The sequence below is a fragment of the Streptomyces yongxingensis genome, assembly GCF_055597465.1.
Genome location: NZ_CM145717.1, coordinates 381,629 through 404,917, shown reverse-complemented (window position 1 = coordinate 404,917; position 23,289 = coordinate 381,629). Strand labels below are relative to the sequence as shown.

Below are 23,289 nucleotides of genomic sequence, written 5' to 3'. Positions count from 1 at the left end.
CGAACCTCAGATTGACGTCGTCATCGCCGACGACCAGGAACTTGTGCGGATGGGATTCAGCCTGATCCTTGGTGTGCAGCCAGGGATCACGGTGGTCGGTGAGGCGGCAGACGGTGTGGAGTGCATCGAACTCGCGCGTCGTCTGCGTCCCCGGGTCGTGCTGGCCGACATTCGTATGCCACGGCTGGACGGGCTGGAGGTTGTGCGACAGCTGGCCGGTCCCGGCGTGGCCGATCCGATGAACGTCGTCGTGATCACCACATTCGACCAGGACGACTATGTGCGAACCGCACTGCGCAACGGCGCATGCGGTTTCCTGCTCAAGGACGCCTCTCCCGCCCTTCTGGTGGAGGCGGTCCAGGCAGCGGCACGGGGAGACGCCCTCGTCTCCCCAGCGGTCACCGTGCGGCTCCTGCGGAGGCTGGAGGCGACGGAACGCGGGATGGCACAGGCGCCCGCGGCGTCCGATGACGCCGGACTCAGCGAACGGGAGCGGGACATCGTCCGGCTGGTGGCCGTAGGGCGCACGAACCAGGAGATCGGCGATGAGTTGTACCTGTCGCTGTCGACGGTGAAAACGTACCTGGGACGCATCCAGGCCAAGCTCAACGCCCGCAACCGGGTCGAGGTAGCGGCCTGGGCCTGGGAACATGGAGCAGTCCGCAGGAGCCGATGAGACAGCCGGTGGCCAGGGCTCGATGGGCTCGATGGGCAAGGGCCTGCTTCCTCATGTTGTGTGTCAAGGGTCAGGGGCCGGCTACCGCCGGCGCGCCGAGTCAAAGGAGCTCGTGGTCACCGACGAGGCGTGCGGGGTCAGCGTAGCGACAGGCTTTCGAGGGTGAAGACCGGGCTGGTCTGCGGATCGCCGTAAAGGTAGGTGTCCATCTGGGAGTTGGTCACCAGCAGCCGGTCCCGGCTCACGGCGACGCCGGTGGTGGTGTCGGCCCCGGGGTAGGCGCGGGTGGAGACGACGGTGGCCCGGGTGGCGTCGCCGGACAGCCGCACGGTGTCGACCTCGTTGTTCACGGAACGGGCGATGTACAGGGTGTTCCCTTGCCGCGTGATCCCGTCGGCGCTGGGCAGGGCCGGTGCGGCGATCTTGCGGATCTCGCCGGTGGCGAGGGTGAGCCGGTACAGCGCGCCGCTGTACCAGTAGCTGATGATCAGCGACTTGCCGTCGGGGGTGGTGACGATGCCGTTGCCGTTGGACTGGCCGGTCACGTAGTCCGGCAGGTGGTAGGCCACCTGGAGGGTCCTGTGGGTTCCGGTGGCGGGGGAGTTCACCTCGGCGGCCGGAATCCGGTAGACGACGGCGCGGAGGGAGTCGGTGACGTAGACGTCCCCGCCGGGGGTGACGGTCGCGTCGTTGACGAGTGTCGGCTCGCCGGTGTCGGGGACGGCGTAGGAGGACACGAGCCTCCCGGCGTTCGTGTAGACGAAGAAGCGTCCCGTGGAGGCGCCGGCGACCAGCAGGCGGTTGCCGGTGGTTTTGACCCCGGTGGCCTGGGTGCGGCCGTCCCGGCCGCCCGGCAGGAAGGGTTCGAGGGTCCTCGACCCGGGGTGCCCGCGATAGACGGTGCCGTCGGCGATGCTGGCGGTGTAGACGTGGTGGCGGTCGGCCGTGACGCTCTCGGGGAAGGCGCGGCTGCCGTCGACCATGATCGCGTAGGCGCCGCCCTTGCGGCCGTGGGCCGGTGCGGCGGTGGCCGGAAGCGCGAGGGACGCCAGCGTGGCGGACGTCGCGGTGAGGGTGACGAGGACGCGCCGCCAAGTGGCATGCGCGGTGGTGCGGGTGGACATCGTGACGGACCTTTCCCCGGGCGACGTGACCGGGAGGGATGGGGGTTGGACGGGTCGGGAAGGCGGGGCCTCGGTCGGTCAGCCGAGTGCGGCGGCGATCGCTTCGGCAGGGGTCGCGGTCGGCCGTCCGATCAGGCGCCGCAGGTCGCCGGAGTCGGTGAACAGCTCGCCGCGGCCCATGCCGAGGTCTGCGTCGACGAGGACGTGCGCCAGTTCGGCGGGCACGTCGGCGTCGGCCAGCACCCGGGCGAACCCGTCGGCCGGGAGGTCGGTGTACTCGATCTGCTTCCCGGTGGCGGCCGAGATCGCCGCGGCCAGCTCGGTCAGGGTGAACGCCTCGTCTCCACCCAGTTCGTACACCTTGCCGGCGTGACCGCCGGTGGTCAGCACGACCGCGGCGGCGTCGGCGTAGTCGGCGCGGGTCGCGGCGCTGATCCTTCCCTGGCCGGCCGCCCCGACGATGGCTCCGCCTCGCAGCACCTGCGGGAGCTGGGCGGTGTAGTTCTCCAGGTACCAGCCGTTGCGCAGCATCACGCTGGGGACGCGCTCCCGCAGGTACTCCTCCGTGGCGCGGTGGGTGAGGGAGAGCGCCGTGGCGGACGTGTCCGCGTGCAGCATGCTCGTGTACGCGACCAGCGACGCGCCCGCCACCACCGCTGCGTCGATGGCGCGGCGGTGGTTGGCGACGCGCTCGTCCACGGTCGTAGTGGATATCAGCAGGAGCTTGTCCGCGCCCTCGAAGGCTGCGGGGAGGCTGTCCGGCTCCGCGAAGTCGGCCCGGCGCACCACGACACCGCGGTCGGCGAAGTCCTCGATCCTGGTGACGTCACGGCTGGTCGCGACGATGTCGGAGGCCGGCACTCCGCGGGCCAGCAGCGCTTCGACGGTGAGCCTGCCCAGGTGTCCGGAGGCTGCGGTGACAACGATCGACATGGGGTCGCCCCTTCCTGCCGCGGACCTCCCGCGGCGCGAACCCCACAATGACCTGGTCACTCTCTTTTGGTAAGGGGCCACTTCCAGGTAAGGTGGCCACCCCGACGAAAGTATCGAGGTGACGTTTGTGGCGACCGCCGAGGAAGTGACCGAGCCCACACCCTCATGGGACCCGTACTCGCGTGGCTGCCCTTCGCGTGACGTGCTCGACCAGATCGGCAGCAAGTGGGCGGTGCTCGTGCTGGGCGAGCTCGGCAGGAACGGGGCGTGCCGGTTCACCCAGCTGCGGCAGCGGCTCGCGGGGGTAAGCGAGAAGATGCTCACCCAGACGCTGCGCACGCTCGAACGCGACGGGTTGCTCCTGCGGACGGTGTACCCGGAGGTGCCGATCCGCGTGGAGTACGAGTTGACGCCGCTCGGCCAGACGCTGCGAGGCCCCCTGAAGGCGCTCACGGAGTGGTCGGTGCGGCACATCGAGGAAGTCCTCGCCGCCCGCGAGGAGTACGACGACCGCGCTGGAAAACGTTAGTGCCGCAACGGTCTGTGCCGATGGTCGGCACCAGTCGGCCCTTCAGCCCCCGCCCGCGACTGCCGTTGCGATGCCGGACGTGCAGCTTGCCGAAGTCGCCCGTCCGGCCGCCCGTCCCGGATGTTCAGCTTGAGCGTCTCGGTCATGCGCGTCTCGGGTGCTCCGGTGTGGTGGTCATCTGGAGGCCGGGGCGGAGGTGTCGCTGACCCCCTTGGGCGTCCTGGGGCTGGCCCCCGTACGGCCGGGGTGTTGACGCCATGGCGCCGCATGACCCCCGGTCCGTACGTTTAAGCAGGTCAGAGCGTTGCTGACCGCTTTCAGGACCGGAGTCTTTTATGTCTCAGACCACCGCGCTGTCTGTGTCCACCGCGCCCATCGGCGCCACCGCGCAGCGGGGGAGTGAGTTCCTCCCTTGCTGCGGAAGGTCAGGGGACGGGGGCTGCTGGAGCGTCGCAGGGGCTGGTACGCGCGGATGATCACCGTGAACCTCCTCGCCCTGGCTGCCGTGGTGACCGGGTTCGTCCTGGCCGGGGACACCTGGTGGACGCTGCTGCTCGCCGTGCCGCTCGCCATCCTGTCGGCCCGCACCGCCTACGTCGGCCACGACGCCGGGCACGCCCAGATCGCCGTCGGCCGCCGGGCGAACCGCGCCATCGGACTCCTCCACGGCAATCTGCTCCTGGGCATGAGTTACGCGTGGTGGAACGACAAGCACAACCGGCACCACGCCAACCCCAACCACATCGAGAAGGACCCGGACGTCGGCGCCGGCGCACTGGTGTGGACCGCGGAGCAGGCCGCTGTCCGCCGCGGGTTCGCCCGCTGGGTCACCCGCCACCAGGCATGGCTGTTCTTCCCGATGCTGCTGCTCGAAGGCATCGCCCTGAAGGTGAGCAGTGTCCAGGACCTGCGGCGGCAGCCAGCGCGCGAGCGGGCCATCGAGGGCGCGCTGCTGGCGCTGCACGCGGCCGGGTACGGTGCCCTGCTGCTCACGTGCCTGCCGGTGGGCAAGGCCGTCGCGTTCGCAACTCTCCATCAGGCGCTCTTCGGGCTCCACCTGGGAATGGCCTTCGCACCCAACCACAAGGGCATGGACATGCCGGACCCGGCGGGCGAGCGCTGGGGCCATCTGCGCCGGCAGGTCCTGACCTCGCGGAACGTCCGGGGCGGGCCGGTCACGGACTGGCTCCTCGGCGGGCTGAACTACCAGATCGAGCACCACCTCTTCCCGAACATGCCCAGGCCCCACCTCAGGCTCGTACAGCCTCTGGTCCAAGAACACTGCCGCAGCCTCGGGCTGTTGTACGCCGAGACCGGGCTGCTCGACTCGTACCGGCAAGGGCTGCGGCACATGCACACGGTCGGCGCTGCGGCACGGCCCGAATGAGAGTGCCATCGGCTGCGGCCCACGGGGCCGGTCCGGGTTAACGCCTGCCAGCCTCGCCGTGCGGTGGCTGATCCACCCGGTACGCGACTTCCGGTACAGGGCTGGGCCAGGAGCCTGGCCGTGCTGGAGTGTCTCCGTGAGTGAGCGCCAGCCCTACAAGAGCGACTTATCCGACGAGCGCTGGGCCCTGATCGAGCCCGTGATCATCGCCTGGAAGGCCCGGCATCGCTCCGTCAGCGGCCACCAGGGCACCTACGACATCCAGGGGGCGGACGGCCGACGCCAGCCTGGTGGTGCTCGACACGCAGAGCCGGCACGCCGCCGCCGGGGTGCCCGCGGTCACCAGCGGGCGGGATGCGGCAAATGTCGCGCTGTTGGACAGGACGGTGGCCGCCATGCCGGGGCGGCCCGAGAGCGCATCGCGGAGCTGACCGCGCTGCTGGACGAGTTCAGCAGATCATGGCGGTGTTCGCTACGGCCGACACCCCGCCGTGGGCGCGGGTGAACCGGAGCAGCGATGGGGGATGGGGAGCGGAACGAAAACGGCCACCTTCGCGGATCTTGAAGGGTGGAGAACTCCATGATCTACAGGGGCCGTGTTCGCCTGCTCCCAGGGCCCACCACCGACGTCAACCAACAAGCTGGGACGAGCCGGGCAAACACCGGGGCCCTGGGGTTGGAGCGCCTTGCGCGACGAGTTCGGCGACGCTTCTCACCCGCAGAGCGGACCAGGCGGAGTCGCAGTACTGCGATGCCGGACAGCTGAGTCGGTTAGGGGTGCGGGTGCCGGTCCTCACACTTGCTTCCGCTCAGTCTCAATCGTCTTCGGTGATGAAGTCGGTCAGCGCGGCAGCGACGGCATCGGGCTGCTCATCGGGGATGAAGTGTCCGGCGTCCGGCACGACGATCCCGGTGGCGTGGTCGGCCCACGGCCTGATGGAAGCTGCCATGTCGGGGATGGAGCCGTGGCTGCTGGAGATCCCGAGAACCGGGACCCTCAGGCGCTGTTGTTCCAGCGCTTCGTGGTTCTTCTGCGCCGACTCGGCGGCGTCCCGGTAGTAGGCCAGGGATGCGCGGAGGCCGCCGTCGGCGGCCACGGACGCGGCGTATTGCTCAATTTCGGCGTCGTCGAAGGTGCCGGAGGAGAGGGTCTTGACCTTCAGGAACCAGCCGACGTACTCCCGTTCGCGGCCGGCGAGCAGTGTCTCGGGCAGGTCGGGCACGAGGTGGAAGGCGAAGTGCCAGGTCTTCCACGCCTGCTCGGGGTTGGTCGGAATGGCGTCAGGGAGTGTGATGCCCGGGATGCCGGCGTCGAGCAGTGCCAACCCACGCAACTGGCTCTGGTACTTCAAGGCGAGGGAAAAGGCGACCCACGCGCCAATGTCGTGGGCGACCAGCCAGTATGTCGAGACTCCGAGCGCCTTGACCGCGGCGTGGACGTGCGCAGCGACCGTGTGCGTGTCGTAGCTGATGTCCGGGCGTTCGGAGTGGCCCTGGCCCGGCAGGTCAATCGCGATGACGTGGAATCGGTCGGCCAGGTTCGGCATCACCTTGCGCCATGCCCACCAGGTCTGCGGGAACCCGGCGAGCAGCACGACGGCTGGACCGTCCGGCTGACCGCCTTCAACCGCGTGAAGCCGGACGCCGCCCGCGTCGACCCAACGGTGGGTGAAACCGGCCAGGTCGGGCAGCGGCAGGTCGCGGACCGGGTTGCCGGAGTCGCGGGGGGTGCTTGCGGGGTCATTCATGGTTCTCCTCCACTGGTGTGAGGTGTGTTGACGGTTTGCTGAAGGTGTCAGGTGTTGGTTGATTCGGTGCGTCGGCCGAGGGCGAGGCCCACGAGCGCGGTGGACACGACGAGAGCGGCGAGCATGGTGCTGGAGGCCCGTGTCCCGACGGCCTGATCGGCGATACCGAGCAGTAGGACCGGGACGACGAGCCCGGAGTAGAGGAACAAGAAGTAGGTTGCATTGAGTTCGGCTCGATTGCCGGGATCGCACAGTGCGTCGGTAACGCTCAGACCGTGTCGGAACAGCGTTCCGACTGCCGCGCCGGCGAAGACAGTGCCGACGATGAAAAGCGGCGCGGAGTGGGTCCACAGTGCGGCCTCAATGACGATCATTCCCACCGCCAGGAGGGCCGTCCCGATGTCGCGTCGCAAAAGGGCCGCAGGCGTGACGATCTGCGCCAGCAGCGCGCTGATGAACAGCGTGCCGACGCCCACGCCGATGACGGCGAAGTTCGACACGCCCAGGTCGTCGCGCAGGAACGCAGGAGCCAGCGAGGAGAAGAACCCGTTGACGCCCGAGGCGGCCGCGACGAGCACGCCGCTGGCGACGAACGACCGCACCCGGCTCGCTCCGTCGGGAAAGACCGGGCGGCGGATACGAGGCTGCCGGCACGCCGTTCGGTCTGCGGTCTCCTCTGCGGTCTCGGGGATGACCAGCCAGAAGACGCCGGCGACGGCGCACGTCGCCAGGTAGCACCAGAACACGGTGTGAGTCGGTGCCGTGACGCATTGTGCCAGGACGCCCGCGGCGACGACGCCGAGACTCAGGCCGCCGACGTTGGCCGCGGTGCTCAGCACGGCCGCCGTTCTGCGCCCACGCACGAGTTCCGCGATCGCCGACGTTGCCGTCGCGGTGATGAGCCCGGTCGCCACGCCGCTCAGCACACGCGAGATCAGCAGGACCGTGAGGCCGTCTGCCAGCGCAAATCCCAGAGTGCTCAGCGCCGTGAGGGCGAGCGACAGCGCGAGAACGGGACGGCGGCCAATGGCGTCGGACAGGGAACCGGCCACGAGTAGGGTGCCGACGACTCCGACGACGTAGGCGATGAACACGACAACGGTGGTGAGCGGTCCGAAGCCGAATTGCGAGGCCCACAGCACGTACAGCGGGATCGTCAGCGTTCCGCCCGCCATGACAACGGTGTAGACGAACACGATGGCGCCGACCGCGAGCACGCGGTGCGCGTGTCGCTGCGCTGTGAGGTCTGCGGGGTATCCGGCCATGATCATGCCTTCACCCTAACCCATCTTGAACTGATTAGTTCATGATGAGATGATGGTCACCACTAAGAAGGCAGAGCAGGAGGGAGGTGCGGCATGGCAGGCAAGAAGCAGTTCGACATCGCCACGGCGCTCGACGCCGCGATGATCCAGTTCTGGCGGGCCGGCTACGCGAACACGTCGGTGGACGACCTGTCCCGGGCGACCGGACTCAACCGCAGCTCCATCTACTCCTCCCTCGGTGACAAGGACACGCTCTTCATGCGCTGTCTGGAGCGCTACACCACGCGTTACGGAGACAAGTACGACGCCGCGTTGTCCTGCGCCGCCGACCGGCCCCTGGCAGCCGCGCGGGCGTTCTTCGACATCACCCTGGAACGCATCGCGGACCCCGGTCTGCCCGACGGATGCCTGGTGGCCCAAACTGTCATGGCGACCCCAGTGCTGAGCGCGAGCGTCGCGGAGCGTGCACGGGAGGCGATCGGCTTCCAGCACACCCGGCTACGCGCCGCGCTGAAGGCCGGCCGACTGCACGACGAGGCGGCCGAGTCCTTCGCGACCCATCTTGCGGCCGTGAACCAGTCCCTCGCCGTCATGAGCAGAGCCGGAACGAGCACGGAGCAGCTGCGCGCCATCGTCGACGTGACCCTCGACGCACTTGCGCAGACTCTCGGCGCGAGCGACTGAGATGTGTCCGGCAAAGCGGACTTCGCCGTCTGCCTGAGCGGAACCCGCCGGTGGTGCTCGATACCAAGAGCGTGCACGCCGCGGCCGGGGTGCCCGCGCAGACGACGAGGCGCGATGCGGCAAAAAGGTACCGGGCCGCAAGCGCGGCCTGGCCGTTGACGTCCTGGGCTGGTGATCTCGATGGTCGTCGCGGCCGCGACGGTGCACGAGAACGCCGTCGGCATCACGCTGCTGGAGAAGGTGGGCATCGAGGTCGAGGTCGAGGAGCGCAATCCGGCGCAGACCGGGTTCGTTCCCCGTCACACGGAGCGGTCCCACCACCTTGCGGACGAGCAGCGAACGACGGCAGCAATGGGGCGGTCAGCTCCCAGAGTTCATCAGGAACCAGACGCTTCGATAGATCAGCACCCACGACCGGCATCATGCCGCACGAACATCACGTCACGTGAGACAACCTCTAAGCCTTGATTGGTGCGGCCGACCTGGCGGCCTGCTCGATCTTCGCGCAGTAGGCTGCACGGGCTTCCTCGTCGATCGGCTTCTCGTTTTCGGCGCGCACCCCGGTCCGGCCGTCGAGGCCCTCGCGCAGGATATCGGCGTGCCCGGCATGCCGGATGGACTCGCCGAGGACATGGACCATGATGGCGAACAGGTTCGTGTTGGGACAAGGCTCCGGCCACCACGGCACGTGGCCGGGGGCGTCGAGGGGAAGCTCGTTGATCGTCGCGTCCGAGTGTTCCCACGTGCGCCGGTAGAACCCGATGATCTGATCGCGGGTCTCGTCCTCGGTCGCCCACAGATCGCTGCCGTTGTAGTCCTGCCACCGGGGCAGCGGTTCCGGGGAAGGGCGGTCGAAGACCTCGCCGAAGTACCTGGCCTCGACGGTGGCCACGTGTTTGACCAGGCCGAGCAGGTTGGTCCCGGTCGCTGTCAAAGGTCGGCGGGCGTCGTATTCGGACAAGCCGTCGAGTTTCCAGAGCAGCGCCTTGCGGTCCCGCCGCAGTCTCCCGTGCAGGTTGTCTTTCGCGAATTCATCGATCATGCGGCATGAGCCTGCCATGGGCTGCTCGTGGTCTCAAGATCCCGTACGTGGTCCGCAACGACTGGCAGAGCCGAGGCCAGGCCATGGCCGCCACCCTGACCTGCTACAAGAAGCTCGCGATTCACGAGCTTTGGCAGCACCGGGGTGCTTGCCAGGGCAACATCAGGGTGCTCCCGGTTAAAGGCCCTGGCCATGCCGCAGATGTCGAAGGTTGAGCTGTACGCCGCGATCCGGCGTGACCACCGGGGCGGCATGAAGCTGCGGGAGATCGAACGGCCGGGATCACCGCCGAGCTCCGTGAGGCGGGCAACGGCACCATCATCGAAACCGGAACCGACTCCTACCGCCTCGCCAGCACACGAGCCCGAGCCGAGGAACCGGCCAAGGTCGGCTGACCTCTCCAGGCTCTTGCTCGACGGCCTGCCGCTCTCCGGGCGGCAGGCCGTCACCGTGCAGTGAGCCCTTTCCAACCGCAAGCTCTCGTCAGATGATCGGTCTTATGGTGCTCTTTTCTTCCTCTGTCCGGCTTTGGCTGCTCCCCAATGCTTTCCTGCTCGTCGTGCTGTCGACTTGGGGCGCGCTCCGCTACCCACACCTACCGGGGCGGATACCGAAGCACATAGGGGTCGATGGAGTGGACGCCTGGACGGACAGGTCGATCGGCAGCGCGTTCGTGCTGGTCTTCGTGTATGCGGGAGTGACGGTGTTGATGGCCGGCTGTGCGGAGCTGACGCTGCGGCTGACACCGCGCGATGAGTTATCGAACGCCAACGCCGCACCGTTCGCTGCCGCACGGGCGACATCATCCCTGCTCAACAGGCCCGGCAGCCGGGTCTCGGCACGCCGGATCGCACGCGCCTTGTTGCTGCTCAACACCTGCATCGGTATTTCCTTCCTCGCGGGCTGCGGAATGCTCTGGAGTTCCACGCCGGACCCGAACGTGCCCGCATGGCTCCTCGCGGCGATGCCCCTGCCGCTCCTCGCCGGCACTGCGGTGACGATCGCTGCGGCCGTGAGCGACCGGAAGCGGTGAGCCCGTTCATTCAGCCATCCCCATGGGGTTGGGTGGCGGGTAGTTAGGACGGAAGGTGGTGTCCGGGCGGAAAGAAACTCTGGATGGACCGGTTCACGACCAGGATCGCTTAAGGCTGAGTGACGGGCGGGATGTCGGTCTCCGTGTTCTCCGCCGGCTGACCTCCACCCGCGCGGAGAGGTCCGGGTCCAGGGCGCGCTCCTTGATGCGGCCCTTGCGCCCACCTCCACCCGCGCGGAGAGGACCCGGATGCGCCAGCCTGCCCGGGACCGGCGCCGCCTCATGATCCATCGCGACCACCAGGCCGGATCCTCTGCCTACTATTCCCGGAGCGACTGGGTAGCATCCGGCCATGGCTCAGAAGATTGTGACCGTCTACTCGGACGACCTCACCGGTGCTGAATCGGACGAGGTCAGCACGCACAGGTTTTCTCTGAACGGCGTGCACTACGAAATCGACCTTACCCCGGAGAGCTACGACAAACTGGATGCGGCGCTCCGGCCGTTCATCGAGAAAGGCCGGAAGATGGGCCGGATGAAGGAGGCGGGTCGGGTGCGTAGGGGCGCTGCGGACGGTCCGAGTGCGGAAGAGGTTCGTGCGTGGGCTCGGGAGAACGGCTATGAGGTGAACGACCGCGGTCGCGTCCCCAAGGAAATCCGAGACGCGTTCGACGCCTCCCGCTGACCCACGAACGATCGCCCCCGGCGCATCCATCTTCGGTGAGAACGCTCAGCCTTCGTCGCGAGAGGTCAGTGGTCGGGTAGCCGGACCACACCAGCGCCACACCTCACGGCGGGTGCCGGCGCGTCGGGCCGTCCTCCATCGGGCTGCACTGCGCCTGTGGGCCGCCTCGACGCATCGTCGAGGCGGCCCACAGGCGCAAGTGTCAGCAGGCGTCGACGTGGAAGACCCGGCTCCAGTCGCCGACGCGGTCTTCGGAATAGGCGCCGGGCGTCTTGTAGATGACGTTGTTGGCGCTGCCGTACATGCGGGCTACGGTCCCCGAGGACTGGTTGTTGCTCCAGGAACCGTTGCCGAACCAGTTGATGTAAATGATGTCCGCGTCGTTACACCGCTTCTGCCTCAGGACATCGCCGGTGAAGTTCGTGCCCTTATAGGCGCAGAAGGTGTAGGAACCGCATGACGAAGGCGCCGCCAGGGCGCCGACGTTCTGCGTGGCGGGTGCGTCCAGGTCGCGGGCATAGGTCTCGCCGGGCAGCACGAGCAGCAACTCGGTGCCGTTTGGGCGTGTGATCTCGTTGGCGGCAGTCTGCACGCCCCCTTCGCTGGCCAGCTCGTCGTCGACGCGGGCTTGTAAGGCGCGGATCTCCTGGGCGGTCAACTTGGCGGCGCGGGCCTGCGCACTGAAGTCCTTGGCTGACGAGCTGGCCGCGGCCTGAGTGACGGTTGCCGTTGTGCCAGCCAGGACGAGGGCGATGGCAGCCATGGTGGTGGTGAAGCGTGCGATCCTCATTGGTCTCCTCCGGTCTGGGGTGCAGACACCCCGCACGGTGCTGTCCGCGCTGAGCGTCGCAACTGGTGATCGGTGCCAGATCCTTTCCCGACGTGATGGGGTCTTCCGGCACAGTGCCGGTGGCGGTACGGCACCCAAGTGATCCCCGAACGTACGGTCTGCCGCATGTGGTGCGCGTCCCATGCACGGTTGAACTCCCGTGCAGACCGGCGCGGTAGTAGCCTCCCGGTTCCTGCAACTTCCGTAGTACCGCGGAGGTTTGATGCCCATCCGTCGGCACCGGCTCTACGCTGCTGCGATGCGGATCCGCCCCCTCGCAGTCGACGCGCTGCTCGCTGCGGCGTTGACTGGTGTGGCCGTGCTGCTGGGACCGGAAGCAGCGCGCCAGGGGCAGAACCCGCTCGATACGACCGCCTATGCGCTGGTGGTCCTGGTCCACCTGCCGCTCGTGCTCCGCAGCTGGGCCCCCGCCGTGGTCTGCTGCCTCGTGCACACGACCTGGCTGGTGTACATCACCGCCGGCTACTGGGCCGTGGTGTGCAGCTTCGGTCCCATGCTCGCCGTCTACACGGTCGCTTCCCTGCGCTCTGTGCGGACCTCCGTGCCGTGCGCGACTCTGATGGGTGGGGTCTGGGTTTATGCGGGTGCGGTGAGCCACACCGACGGCTGGCCGTCTGTCATCGGGCAGGCCGTGGTCTATCCCGCGGTGTTGTGGCGATTCGGCGTTCTCGCCCGCCGCTCGGCGGAACTGACCCGAAAGCTGCGCCGGGAACAGGCCGAGCGCGCCCGGCGCGAGGTGGCCGAGGAACGCGGCCGGATCGCCCGCGAACTGCACGACGTGGTCGCCCATCACATGTCCGTGATCTCCGTGCAGACCGGTCTCGCTCGGTTTGTCTTCGACACCGACCGCCAGACCGCGCGTACCGCGCTCGACACCATCGATGCCACCGGAAAGGAGGCCCTCGAGGAGCTGCGGCGCATGCTCATGGTGCTGCGCGCCGCCGACGAGGATGCGTTGGCCCGGCCGATGCCGGGGCTGGCCCGCCTGGGGGAGATGGCCGAACGCGTCCGCGCCGGCGGGATCCCGGTCACCCTGACCGTCGAGGGCACACCGCGCCCGCTCGCCCCCGGGGTCGAATTGTGTGCCTACCGGATCGTGCAGGAGGCGCTCACCAACGTTCTCAAACATGCGCCCGGCGCAAGCGCGGAGATTCGGCTGAGGTACCAACCGCACCAGATGACGGTTTCGGTTACGGACGACGGAGAGGGGGTGATTCCGGACAGAATACGGACGGACGGCGGGCATGGCTTGCTCGGCATGCGCGAGCGGGCCAAGCTCTACGGCGGGCAGATCAGCATCGGCCCACAGGACCAAGGCGGCTTCGCCGTGCGGCTGACCCTGCCGACCTCCGCGCGAACCGCCGTCCAGGAGGACGACGCCACCCCATGACCACAGTGCTCGTCGTCGACGACCAGTTCCTCATCCGGGCGGGGCTGGTGGGACTGCTGCGCGCCGCACCCGGCATGGAGGTGGCCGGCGAGGCGAGCGATGGAGCGGAGGCCGTGGTGATGGCCGCCGAGACCGTTCCCGACGTGATCCTGATGGACATCCGGATGCCCGGCATGAACGGCATAGAGGCTACCGAACGCATCCTCGCCCAGGCTGCCGATCCCCCGCCTCGGATCCTGGTGCTGACCACCTTCGACCTCGATGAGTACGTGTACGGGGCGCTGCGCGCCGGAGCCTCCGGGTTTCTGCTCAAGGACTCCGGCCCGGAACGGCTGCTCGCCGCGGTGGCCGCGGTCGGCGGTGGTGACGCGCTCTTCGCGCCCAGCGTCACCCGCCGCCTCGTGGAGGCGTACGCCCGGCACCACCCCAGCGAACAGTCCGCGGACCTGGACGCGTTGACCTCCCGTGAGCTCGAGGTCCTCGAACTGATCGCACGCGGCCTGTCCAACCTGGAGATCGCGGACCGCCTCTACATCAGCGAGGCAACCGTCAAGACACACCTCAACCGCACGATGACCAAGCTGGATCTGGACAGCCGGGCACAAGCGGTAGTGGTTGCGTACGAATCGGGACTCGTGACCCCCGGCGGATAGCTGGGGATACGGGCGTGTCTGCGCGCCACCGGTGGCGGACGGGGGCCTGTGGGGCCTGCGGGGCGTGCGGGTGTGCGTACAAGGCGCGGGCAACGTGGGTGCCGCGCTCGCTCGTCTTCTGGCGGCGGAGTCCGACGGAGCTGCTGGTGTCCGACACCGACGCTCGACGAGCCGATGCCGCCCAAACCGTTGGAGCGCGCGTCATCGACCCCGCGACCGCGGCGGTCGCCGAGTGCGATGTTCTCGCCCCCTGTGCCCTCGGAGGCGCCGTCAACGTCCGCACGCTGCGGTAGCTGCGCTGCCGGATCACCGCGGGCGGCGCGAACAATGAGCTCGCCGCCCCCGAGTACGCCGCGCTTGAGGCCCGCGAAAGCCTCTATGCACCGAGCATGCGCGTGTGGTGACGGCCTTGCCCGTGGCCAGGTTGTACATCGTCTGATGTCAGCGGATCCGACCACCGGCGGAAGGGGACCTGTCCCGTCCTCCGAGTCAGGGCGCCGTCGGGAGTGGGCCGGGCGGTATGGAGGTGTGCGGGACCCGTCCCGTCACAGGGCTGACACAGTACCTCCGGTTTTTGACCACAATCCTCCGGCCCCGACCAGCCGTCTCGGTGGCCCGGGGCTGTCAATCGAAGCGAGGCCCTATGAGACGCATGATTCATGCGCTGTTAGTGGGTGCGGTCGCCGTCGGAGTCTCGGGTGTTTTCCACCCGGTCGCGTCGGCCGCCGACACCTCTCCGCTGGAGGTCAAGAGCGTCACGGCGAGTGCCGATGACGGCAACGTTCCCGCCAACACCCTGGACAACAACCTGAGCACCCGCTGGTCGGCGAAAGGCGACGGGGCGTGGATCCGCTACGACCTGGGCTCGGCGCAGACCGTCGGGTCGGTGTCGGTCGCCTGGCACCAGGGGGACAGCAGGAAGAGCACCTTCGACGTCCAGCTGTCCGCCGACGGATCGTCGTGGACCACGGTCCTGAACCGGAAAGCAGGCAGCGGTACGACACTTGAGCAGCAGAACCACGACTTCGCCGACGCCTCGGCCCGCTATGTGCGGATCGTCGGCCATGGCAACACGTCCAACGACTGGACCAGCATCACCGAGACCGACATCAACGGGGCCGACGGCGGGGGAGACGACGGCGGTGGCGGCTCCTGCGCGTACCCGGCCGACGTGCTGGACCTGACGGACTGGTACATCGGACTGCCGGCGGGCGAGGAGGAGTCTCCCACCAACGTCTACCAGCCAGAACTCGCCAGGTACGCGAACGACCCGTGGTTCACCACCGCCGACGACTGCGCGGCCGTCCGGTTCCGGGCCCCGGTCAACGGGGTCACCACCAGCGGCTCCAAGTACCCCCGCTCGGAGCTGCGGGAGATGGCCGACTCGGGGGAGACCAAGGCGAGTTGGTCGTCCACGTCCGGCACCCATACGATGGTGATCGACCAGGCGATCACGGACCTCCCCGAGGAGACCCCTAACGTCGTCGCCGGGCAGATCCACGACGCCTCCGACGACGTGAGCGTCTTCCGTCTGGAAGGCAGCAAGCTCTACATCACCGACGGCGACGAGAAGCACAAGCTGGTGACGGACGACTACGTGCTGGGCACGAGGTTCCAGGCGAAGTTCGTGGTCGGCGACGGCAAGATCAAGGCTTACTACAACGGCGCGTTGCAGACCACGCTGTCGAAGGAATTCTCCGGTGCCTACTTCAAGGCGGGCGTGTACACGCAGGCCAACTGTGACAACTCGGAGCCGTGCAGCGACGACAACTACGGCCAGGTGAAGATCTACGGGCTGAACGTCACGCACGGCGACGACGGGGGCGACGAAGGCGGCAACGACGGGGGCAGCGGGGGCGACGGGGACTCGACCGAGGCCGCCAAGCGGTACGGCTGGGGCACACCGCTGCCGATTTCCGACGAGTTCGACTACACCGGCGCGGTCGACCCTGACAAATGGGCGGTACCGACGGGCGAGGTTGGCGGCACGCGGGGATGCTGGGAAGGGCATGACGAGAACGGCCGCCGGTGCGCCAAGAACAGCACCGTCGCCGACGGCATGCTCACCATGCGCGGCGAGGCGAACGGCGACACGGGATGGCTCAGGCAGCAGCGTGACGCCCAGTACGGCCGGTGGGAAATCCGCTCGCGCTCACGGAACACCGGCTCGGACGGCGGGCTCTACCATGTGTTGCACCTGATCTGGCCCACCGCAGGCAACCGGCTCGAAAACGGGGAGTACGACTGGGTCGAGAATTCCGACCCCGAATCGCAGTGCCTCACCGCTTTCCTGCACTACCCGAAGAGCCCTTCGGACAAGAAGGAGCGCCGCGAAGTCTGCTCCGTGGACATGACGCAGTGGCACAACTTCGCCTTCGAGTGGACGCCGGACGCGCTGGTGGGCTACGTCGACGGCGTCGAGTGGTTCCGGAAGTCGGGCGGCGCGGACGCCGACCGGGGGGACATCCAGACGATGCCGTCGGGGCATCTGAACCTCCAGCTCGACAACTTCACCGGTGACAGCGGTCTGCGCCCGGCCGTGCTTGAGGTCGACTGGGTCCGGACCTACGACATCGAGCCTGCGGGCGAGGATCCCACCGATCCCACCGACCCCACCGATCCCGGCGGGGATTCCCCGGTCCAGGTCGCGAACGTCTCGGCGAGCGCGGATGACGGCAACGTTCCCGCCAACACCCTGGACAACAACCTGAGCACCCGCTGGTCGGCGAAAGGCGACGGGGCGTGGATCCGCTACGACCTGGGCTCGGCGCAGGCCGTCGGGTCGGTGTCGGTCGCCTGGCACCAGGGGGACAGCAGGAAGAACACCTTCGACGTCCAGCTGTCCGACGACGGATCGTCGTGGAAGACCGTCCTGGAACGAAAGACCAGTAGCGGCGGCACACGTGAGCAGCAGAAGTACGACTTCGCCGATGCCTCGGCCCGCTACGTGCGGATCGTCGGTCATGGCAACACGTCCAACGACTGGACCAGTATCACCGAGACCGACATCTACGGAGCCGACGGCAGCGGCGGCGGAGATGACGGCGGAGACGGCGACGACGGGGAGCAGAGCCCCGTCCGCACGGTCCGTGTCGCGGACTCGGACGAGTTGAAGAGCGCGTTCGGGGACGCGCGGGCCGGGGACCGCATCGTGCTCGCGGACGGCACGTACGCGATCGGCAAGATGACCGGCAAGAAGGGAACGGCCGCCGAGCCCATCACCGTCGTCGCGGAGAACCGCGGCAAGGCGTTGATCGACGAGGGGCAGCTGGCGGTGGCGGACTCCTCCTACGTCACCTTCGAAGGGCTGAAGTTCACGAACAGCGACACACTGAAGATCACCAGCTCGAACAACGTGCGGCTGGCCCGCAACCACTTCCGGCTGACCGAGGAGTCCTCGCTGAAGTGGGTGATCATCCAAGGTGCGAACAGCCACCACAACCGGATCGATCACAACCTGTTCGATGAGAAGCACCAACTCGGGAACTTCATCACCGTCGACGGATCCGAGACCGAGCAGTCACGTCACGATCGCATCGACCACAACTACTTCCGTGACATCGGCCCGCGCGCGGACAACGAGATGGAGGCCATCCGGGTCGGCTGGAGCGGAATCTCCCAGTCGAGCGGATTCACCGTCGTCGAGTCGAACCTCTTCGAGAACTGCGATGGTGACCCGGAGATCGTCTCCGTGAAGAGCAACGACAACATCGTCCGCTACAACACGTTCCGCGGCTCGCAGGGCGTCCTGTCCCAGCGGCACGGGAACCGCGGCGAGTTCTACGGCAACTTCTTCCTCGGCCAGGGCAAGGCGGGAACCGGCGGGATCCGCATCTACGGCCAGGACCACAAGGTCTACAACAACTACTTCGAGGGCCTGACGGGCACCGGTTACGACGCCGCGCTGCAGATCGACGGCGGCGACGTGGACACCTCGGGCGCGCTCAGCGCACACTGGCGTGTCTACCGGGCGACCGTGGTGAACAACACCTTCGTGAACAACGTGTCGAACATCGAGATCGGCGCCAACTACAAGCTCGCCCCGGTCGACTCGGTCATCGCCGACAACGTCGTCACGGGCAGCCGGGGCAAGCTGATCAACGAGGTCAAGAAGCCCGAGGGCATGACCTACGCCGGGAACATCGCGTGGCCGACCGGATCGGCGACCGTCGGCGTGTCCGTGCCCTCCGACTCCGTCAGGGCGGTCGACCCGCTGCTCGTCTCCGACGGATCGCTGTACCGGATCGGTGCGGGCAGCCCGGCGATCGACACCGGCACCGGCGACCACGCCTTAGTGACCGACGACATGGACGGCCAGGCTCGCGTCGGCGGCGTCGACGCAGGCGCCGACGAGCGGTCGTCGTCCACGGCCACGCGGGCCCCGCTCAGCGCGACGGACGTCGGCCCCGGCGCCGTGTAGGACGCGCCGCGCGAAAGGACCGGTGGCGGGCCAGCCTCGCCACCGGTCGTACGCGCTCACCGGCCAGGCGAGAAGCGCCTGCCAGGCGGGCGCGGAGTCGGTCGCCGTCGAACGCCAACGGCGCCGCAGCCTGCGGATCGCCGCTGAGGTCGAGGGCCTTCCGGGTGGGTGAGCCGGTGGCAGCGGGACTGCCGCCTCCCCCCTTCGGGCACGCCTGGCAGTTCGACGGGTCCTCGCCGTGTCGCGGAGGCTCGGGCAGAACCGGAGCGCGCGGCGGCGCGACGCGCAGCCCGTCCGGTTCGAACGGGCTGATATCCCACCCTGTCATGCGCGCGAGCGGGAGCCGACGCTCACCATCCGCAGCGTTCGACTTGATCAAGTCGGAGGTCATGGAAGACCTTCCGCAGCTCGCGCGATTCGTGCTGCTGCGGAGCCTGTGGCACAGTGCGATTGACGGCTGGACCGAGCCGGGCTCGCTCGATCAACTGCCAGCCGCGCAACGCCTTCTTGCCGCCGGTGCGGACCGGGAGGACCTTGTTCGCCTGGTCCGAGCCGTTGCCTATGAGGCGGTGTTCGCGACACTCGACGAGCTGGACGCCGGCGGCGATGTAAACGTGTCGGGTGCGGAGGCCGGCTGGGTGGTCATGGAGCCGGGCGAAGATGGCTCTCCGACTGGGCGGGCCCTGTCGGGCCTGCATCGGCCTGCTGGATCCACTCCAGCAGCAGGTATCCGCGCTGGTGGCGGACCAGAGCGGCGACCGGTGGCCGGCGACTGATCGCCCAGGGCAGCCCCCGCCACCAGCCCAGAACATGAGAACAGCCCACCGACCCCGTCGGCGGACCACCATACAAGATCGAGGCTAGCGGATGGCTGCCTTCAGTGCTGCCTCGATCGCGTTGGTCAGCGTCTCCAGATACCCGTCGTCGCTGCGGCCCTGTATGACCAGTACGCGGAATGCGAGCGGTGCGATCAGTAGGTCGGTGCCGAGATCCAGATCCAGCCCGGCGGGGAGTTCGCCGCGGTCAATCGCGCCCTGCAGTATCGTGCGCGCCGCCGCTCGCCGCGGTGCGGTCACTCCGGTGTAGAGCCCCTCCGCCAGAGCGTCGTCGTGACTGGCCTCGGCGAGCAGCCCGGCCGCGATCCGGGCAAGCAGCGGAGTAGCCAGTTGGTCGCGGAAGGTGGCGAGCAGCTCGCGCAGGTCGGTGTGCAGGGCACCGGTGGCCGGCGTGGGCGGGAGCGCGTCGGTGACCTTGCCGCGGATCAACTCGGTGACCATCGCCTGCTTCGAGGGCCAGCGCCGGTAGAGCGCGGCCTTGCCCACACCGGCGCGCCGGGCCACCGCCTCCATCGACATCCGCGCATACCCGGCCTCGGCGAGTTCGACGAAGGCCGCCTCGGTGACCGCCTCGGTCACCCGCTGCCGCAGGGCCGCCCCGCCGGTCGCCGGCCGGCCCTTCTTCTGCTCCGCTGTCATGCTCCTCAGCATAGCGAACGGAACGGTGGCGTTCCATATGTGCTAGCTTTAAGTGGAACGGAACGCATCCGTTCCGTTCCAATCTCGAAAAGGAGCCGACGATGAAGTTCCTCTACGACGACGAGTCCTTCTCCTTCGAGGCGCTGCGTGCCGCGGGTTACGCCGCCTATGCCGGCGCCGACCTCGGCGAGGTTCTGGTCACCTGCCGGCAGATCCCGGAGGGGGACGAGGAGGCATGGTCGGCCCAGTGGGCCGCGACGGCGGCGCGCATCGAGCGCATCGGCCGGGACGCACTGGCCGCCGGTCACCGGGTCAGCGCCCGGGAGGCACTGCTGCGCGCGTCCAACTACTACCGGACCGCCGACTTCTACCGCCGCGAGAATCCCGCCGCCGACGCGGAGTCGGCGCGGCTCGCCAAAGCCTCCCAGCAGACCTTCGCCGACGCCGCCGCCCTGCTCGACACCCCGGCCCGCGCCCTGCGCATCCCTTACGAGGACACCACGCTGCCCGCGTACCTGTTCCTCGTCGACGAGTCAGGCACCCCGCGCCCGACCGTGCTCTACCACGGGGGATACGACTCCACGCTGGAAGAGAACTACCTGGCGCTGGCCGCAGGCGCGCTGCGCCGCGGCTACAACGTCATCGCTTTCGACGGCCCCGGCCAGGGCAGCACCGTTCGCGAACAGGGCCTGCACTTCAGGCCGGACTGGGAGGCCGTGGTCACCCCCGTCGTCGACTTCGCCCTCACCCTGCCCGAGGTGGACCCCGAGCGGCTCGCGCTGGTCGGCACGAGCCTGGGCGGCTACCTCGCCGCGAGGGCGGCAGCCTTCGAGCACCGTATCGCCGCGTGCGTGCTGCACGACGGCACCTGGGACTTCCACGAAGTCATCGCCGCACTCGCCGGCCGTGCCGCTTCGATGCCCGGCGGTATCGAGGCGTTGATGGCGCACAACACCCAGGTGCGGTGGATCGTGCGCAACGGTCGCTGGACCCTCGGCGTGTCCGGTCTCGACGAGATGGTCGAGGCGACCGAGGCGTACACCATGGCGGGTATCGCCGACCGCATCACCTGCCCGACGCTCGTGCTCGACGCCGAGAACGACCAGTTCTTCAAGGGGCAGCCGCAGCGTCTGTTCGCGGAGCTCACCTGTGAGAAGGAGCTGATCACCTTCCGCGAGGACGAAGGCGCGGGCGAGCACTGCCACGAGGGTGCGATGTTCCTGTTCCACCAGCGCACCTTCGACTGGCTCGACACCCTGCTCGCCGGCTGACCTCAGAGGTCGGCTGCCGGCTGGTCCGACGCAAGCTGATTCCCGCACTGACGGGCGCGCAGCGCCAGGTCGCCTCGCCGACTGCGAGGCCCTGTGTGACCTGCGTGACGTCAGGCCGGAAGATGTGCAACGAGCCACGGGCCTGCTCGGTGCACCGGTCGACGTTCCACAGCGCATCGGCCGCTTCCGGAGGTGTCGGGTGAGAACGCAAAGAAGAACGAGTCGAGGCGCACTTCGGCCCTCTGCGGCGATTCACCCTGTCCTTCCGCAGAGCCTGTCTGCCGCTCACCCACCCGCTCAACCCTCAGCGCAGCCGTCGTGATCGCGCCCGTCATCTGCTGGAACTGCTGGAGGCAGGGGCCTACCACGCACGGAGTCTGGCCGCCGTGGCCGGGCGCCTCCCGCAGAGCGACGACGAGTGCGCCACCCGTGTCGAGGCCGCGGCCGACCGCGCGCAGGAAAGGGTGACGCACCTGATCCGCCTCGCGAGTCGTCGGCCTGGCGCCGCCTCCCCCTCGGCACGCCCCGAGGTCACCAGAGCACTGTCCCTGCTCTCCGACGAACCGCGTATGCGTCGCGGCCGACCATCGTCCCAGCGGCGCCTGCTGCTCCACATCGACCGTCTCGACATGGCCCTGATCTCGCTCGTACGAGCCTCGGACTCGTCGGCCAGGACCTGCCCGGCCGATCACGCGGTAGGCGTCGCGGACACCGCGAACGGCCCGGGACGATCAGTCGCCTGCTGAGCGCGCCGGCGCCGGCCGGTGGTGATGAACCAGAGGCCGTTTCCACGCAAGGACCAAGAGCCGGCCTCCGTCACGGTGGGGCCCGCCCCTCCAGTGTTCGCGTTGCCTCCGGACCAGCGGCGAGGACCGTTGGCGTCCAGGTGCAGTCACCTGACTCATACCGCCGCACGCCCCGCGCGACGCACCATGGATGAGCAGGGCCGTCCACGGAATGGACGGATACCGGGCGGCTCTGTTTCCACCGTCGAGGACCCCACGGTCCGCTGCCCGTGCCGGACCTCGGCGACGGGACCGCCCGACGCCGAAGACGCAGCGGACACGGCCACAGCGCCGCCGGTGCCGCGCCCTGCGGGGCGCGGCACCCCCGTATCCGTCATGAGCATCCGCTCATCCGCGTCTCGCCGCGCCCGCCGCCCGAGAACACAGAACTGATCGAACGGAGAGAACCGTGGACACCATCACCCTGGGTGATGTCACGCTGACACGTGTCCGGGAGTACTTCGGACCTGTTGACATGACGCCCGAGGCGTTCTTCCCGGAAAGCCCGGCGGAGGCGTGGGAGAACAACCGTTCCTGGCTGGTTCCGGACTTCTTGGACGCCGAGACCCGGATCGTCAACTCGGCCATCCAGACCTGGGTACTGCGCAGCGAGGGCAAGACCATTCTGGTCGACACGGGCGTCGGCAACCACAAGGACCGCCCGTACGCGCCCGTGTGGAACCGGCTGAACACCGATTTCCTGGGCAACCTCGCCCGCGCCGGGGTCCGCCCCGAGGACGTCGACGTCGTGATCAACACGCACCTGCACATCGACCACGTCGGCTGGAACACGTTCCTCGACGGCCGGAGCTGGGTGCCGACGTTCCCCAACGCCACTTACCTCATGCCCAAGGCGGACTTCGACTTCTGGAACCCTGCCAACGAGCACAAACCGCTGCTCGGCCGCGGCAACCAGAACGTCTTCGAGGACAGCGTCACCCCCGTGCACGAGGCCGGCCAGACCCAGCTCTGGGAGGACAGCCACCGCATCGACGGCAACTTGCGCCTCGACCTCGCCCCCGGCCACACGCCGGGCTCGTCGGTACTGACGCTGGAGTCCGGATCGGACCGGGCCCTCTTCGTCGGCGACCTGCTGCACAGCCCGGTGCAGATCCACGAGCCCGACGCCAACAGCTGCTTCTGCGAGGACCCCGCCGAAGCCCGCGCCACCCGCCGCAAGCTCCTGGGCTGGGCCGTCGACAACAACGCCCTGGTGATCCCGGCGCACCTCGGCGGCCACGGCGCCGCCGAAGTCGTCCGTGAGGGAGACAAGTTCGCCATCAAAAGCTGGGCGCCCTTCGCCCCGTACACCGAGCGGGCTTGAGGCCCTGCAGTAAGG

General features: G+C 68.4%; 22 protein-coding genes and 2 pseudogenes. 17 read left to right on the top strand and 7 right to left on the bottom strand.

Annotated elements, in window-relative coordinates:
• The first annotated feature begins 49 nt into the window (after positions 1–49).
• The gene (locus tag ACZ6TD_RS01930; RefSeq protein ID WP_471358755.1) at positions 50–676 is read left to right on the top strand and encodes a response regulator; all 627 of its coding nucleotides are present in this window, start codon (positions 50–52) and stop codon (positions 674–676) included.
• Positions 677–813: 137 nt separating this feature from the next.
• Here the strand turns inward: ACZ6TD_RS01930 and ACZ6TD_RS01925 are convergent, their stop codons facing one another.
• Together ACZ6TD_RS01925 and ACZ6TD_RS01920 are read right to left on the bottom strand one after the other, a co-directional pair.
• Positions 814–1,800 carry an SMP-30/gluconolactonase/LRE family protein gene (locus ACZ6TD_RS01925; RefSeq protein ID WP_471349458.1) on the bottom strand — a complete coding sequence of 329 codons (987 nt, stop codon included), beginning with the start codon at positions 1,798–1,800 and terminating at the stop codon, positions 814–816.
• 78 nt (positions 1,801–1,878) lie between these two features.
• Positions 1,879–2,733, bottom strand: coding sequence for an SDR family oxidoreductase (locus ACZ6TD_RS01920; RefSeq protein WP_471349456.1), 855 nt, complete (start codon positions 2,731–2,733; stop codon positions 1,879–1,881).
• A 118-nt stretch (positions 2,734–2,851) separates the two neighbouring features.
• Between ACZ6TD_RS01920 and ACZ6TD_RS01915 the strand changes: the two genes are divergently transcribed.
• A complete protein-coding gene (locus ACZ6TD_RS01915) occupies positions 2,852–3,262 on the top strand; it encodes a winged helix-turn-helix transcriptional regulator (RefSeq protein WP_471349454.1) in 411 nt (136 codons plus the stop codon).
• Between the two features lie 335 nt (positions 3,263–3,597).
• Positions 3,598–4,649, top strand: a pseudogene (locus ACZ6TD_RS01910) (fatty acid desaturase family protein).
• 815 nt (positions 4,650–5,464) lie between these two features.
• Here ACZ6TD_RS01910 and ACZ6TD_RS01905 read toward each other — a convergent pair.
• Together ACZ6TD_RS01905 and ACZ6TD_RS01900 are read right to left on the bottom strand one after the other, a co-directional pair.
• The gene (locus ACZ6TD_RS01905; RefSeq protein ID WP_471349451.1) at positions 5,465–6,397 is read right to left on the bottom strand and encodes an alpha/beta fold hydrolase; all 933 of its coding nucleotides are present in this window, start codon (positions 6,395–6,397) and stop codon (positions 5,465–5,467) included.
• Between the two features lie 47 nt (positions 6,398–6,444).
• Positions 6,445–7,668, bottom strand: coding sequence for an MFS transporter (locus ACZ6TD_RS01900; protein WP_471349448.1), 1,224 nt, complete (start codon positions 7,666–7,668; stop codon positions 6,445–6,447).
• A gap of 87 nt (positions 7,669–7,755) precedes the next feature.
• Here ACZ6TD_RS01900 and ACZ6TD_RS01895 point away from each other — a divergent pair, with 87 nt between their 5' ends.
• Complete coding sequence (locus tag ACZ6TD_RS01895) at positions 7,756–8,346, top strand: TetR/AcrR family transcriptional regulator (protein WP_471349445.1); 591 nt, start codon at positions 7,756–7,758, stop codon at positions 8,344–8,346.
• Positions 8,347–8,517: 171 nt separating this feature from the next.
• Positions 8,518–8,814, top strand: coding sequence for a hypothetical protein (locus ACZ6TD_RS01890; protein WP_471349442.1), 297 nt, complete (start codon positions 8,518–8,520; stop codon positions 8,812–8,814).
• Here ACZ6TD_RS01890 and ACZ6TD_RS01885 read toward each other — a convergent pair.
• Positions 8,804–9,388, bottom strand: a complete 585-nt coding sequence (locus tag ACZ6TD_RS01885) for a DinB family protein (RefSeq protein ID WP_471349439.1) — start codon at positions 9,386–9,388, stop codon at positions 8,804–8,806. The genes ACZ6TD_RS01890 and ACZ6TD_RS01885 overlap by 11 nt on opposite strands.
• Before the next feature lie 47 nt (positions 9,389–9,435).
• Here ACZ6TD_RS01885 and ACZ6TD_RS01880 point away from each other — a divergent pair, with 47 nt between their 5' ends.
• The 4 genes and pseudogenes from ACZ6TD_RS01880 to ACZ6TD_RS01865 all read left to right on the top strand — a co-directional run bounded on the left by ACZ6TD_RS01880 (position 9,436) and on the right by ACZ6TD_RS01865 (position 11,106).
• Positions 9,436–9,603: a hypothetical protein gene (locus ACZ6TD_RS01880; RefSeq protein WP_471349436.1), complete on the top strand. Its 168-nt coding sequence runs from the start codon at positions 9,436–9,438 to the stop codon at positions 9,601–9,603.
• Between the two features lie 93 nt (positions 9,604–9,696).
• Positions 9,697–9,783: pseudogene (locus ACZ6TD_RS01875) on the top strand (ATPase); the annotation flags it as partial.
• 104 nt (positions 9,784–9,887) lie between these two features.
• Positions 9,888–10,421, top strand: coding sequence for a DUF1648 domain-containing protein (locus ACZ6TD_RS01870; protein ID WP_471349433.1), 534 nt, complete (start codon positions 9,888–9,890; stop codon positions 10,419–10,421).
• Positions 10,422–10,773: 352 nt separating this feature from the next.
• Positions 10,774–11,106 (top strand): histone-like nucleoid-structuring protein Lsr2, encoded by a 333-nt coding sequence (locus ACZ6TD_RS01865; RefSeq protein WP_471349430.1) that lies wholly within the window; start codon positions 10,774–10,776, stop codon positions 11,104–11,106.
• Positions 11,107–11,308: 202 nt separating this feature from the next.
• Here the strand turns inward: ACZ6TD_RS01865 and ACZ6TD_RS01860 are convergent, their stop codons facing one another.
• Positions 11,309–11,896, bottom strand: coding sequence for a peptidase inhibitor family I36 protein (locus ACZ6TD_RS01860; RefSeq protein ID WP_471349426.1), 588 nt, complete (start codon positions 11,894–11,896; stop codon positions 11,309–11,311).
• Positions 11,897–12,194: 298 nt separating this feature from the next.
• On the opposite strand from ACZ6TD_RS01860, the gene ACZ6TD_RS01855 reads away from it, so the two are divergent.
• The 5 genes from ACZ6TD_RS01855 (at position 12,195) to ACZ6TD_RS01835 (ending at position 19,195) form a co-directional block, all read left to right on the top strand.
• Positions 12,195–13,346: a sensor histidine kinase gene (locus ACZ6TD_RS01855; RefSeq protein WP_471349423.1), complete on the top strand. Its 1,152-nt coding sequence runs from the start codon at positions 12,195–12,197 to the stop codon at positions 13,344–13,346.
• Positions 13,343–13,999: a response regulator gene (locus tag ACZ6TD_RS01850; protein ID WP_471349420.1), complete on the top strand. Its 657-nt coding sequence runs from the start codon at positions 13,343–13,345 to the stop codon at positions 13,997–13,999. The genes ACZ6TD_RS01855 and ACZ6TD_RS01850 overlap by 4 nt, the downstream gene beginning before the upstream one ends.
• Before the next feature lie 643 nt (positions 14,000–14,642).
• The gene (locus tag ACZ6TD_RS01845) at positions 14,643–18,419 is read left to right on the top strand and encodes a chondroitinase-B domain-containing protein (protein WP_471349416.1); all 3,777 of its coding nucleotides are present in this window, start codon (positions 14,643–14,645) and stop codon (positions 18,417–18,419) included.
• A gap of 22 nt (positions 18,420–18,441) precedes the next feature.
• On the top strand, positions 18,442–18,591 hold the full coding sequence (locus ACZ6TD_RS01840; RefSeq protein WP_471349413.1) for a hypothetical protein: 150 nt from the start codon (positions 18,442–18,444) through the stop codon (positions 18,589–18,591).
• Positions 18,592–18,790: 199 nt separating this feature from the next.
• Positions 18,791–19,195 carry a hypothetical protein gene (locus tag ACZ6TD_RS01835; protein ID WP_471349410.1) on the top strand — a complete coding sequence of 135 codons (405 nt, stop codon included), beginning with the start codon at positions 18,791–18,793 and terminating at the stop codon, positions 19,193–19,195.
• Positions 19,196–19,279: 84 nt separating this feature from the next.
• Here the strand turns inward: ACZ6TD_RS01835 and ACZ6TD_RS01830 are convergent, their stop codons facing one another.
• Positions 19,280–19,894 (bottom strand): TetR/AcrR family transcriptional regulator, encoded by a 615-nt coding sequence (locus ACZ6TD_RS01830; RefSeq protein WP_471349408.1) that lies wholly within the window; start codon positions 19,892–19,894, stop codon positions 19,280–19,282.
• Between the two features lie 101 nt (positions 19,895–19,995).
• On the opposite strand from ACZ6TD_RS01830, the gene ACZ6TD_RS01825 reads away from it, so the two are divergent.
• The 3 genes from ACZ6TD_RS01825 (at position 19,996) to ACZ6TD_RS01815 (ending at position 23,274) form a co-directional block, all read left to right on the top strand.
• A complete protein-coding gene (locus ACZ6TD_RS01825) occupies positions 19,996–21,165 on the top strand; it encodes an alpha/beta hydrolase family protein (RefSeq protein ID WP_471349406.1) in 1,170 nt (389 codons plus the stop codon).
• Positions 21,166–21,551: 386 nt separating this feature from the next.
• Positions 21,552–21,911, top strand: a complete 360-nt coding sequence (locus ACZ6TD_RS01820) for a hypothetical protein (protein WP_471349404.1) — start codon at positions 21,552–21,554, stop codon at positions 21,909–21,911.
• A gap of 448 nt (positions 21,912–22,359) precedes the next feature.
• Positions 22,360–23,274 carry an MBL fold metallo-hydrolase gene (locus ACZ6TD_RS01815; protein WP_471349401.1) on the top strand — a complete coding sequence of 305 codons (915 nt, stop codon included), beginning with the start codon at positions 22,360–22,362 and terminating at the stop codon, positions 23,272–23,274.
• Positions 23,275–23,289: the final 15 nt, after the last annotated feature.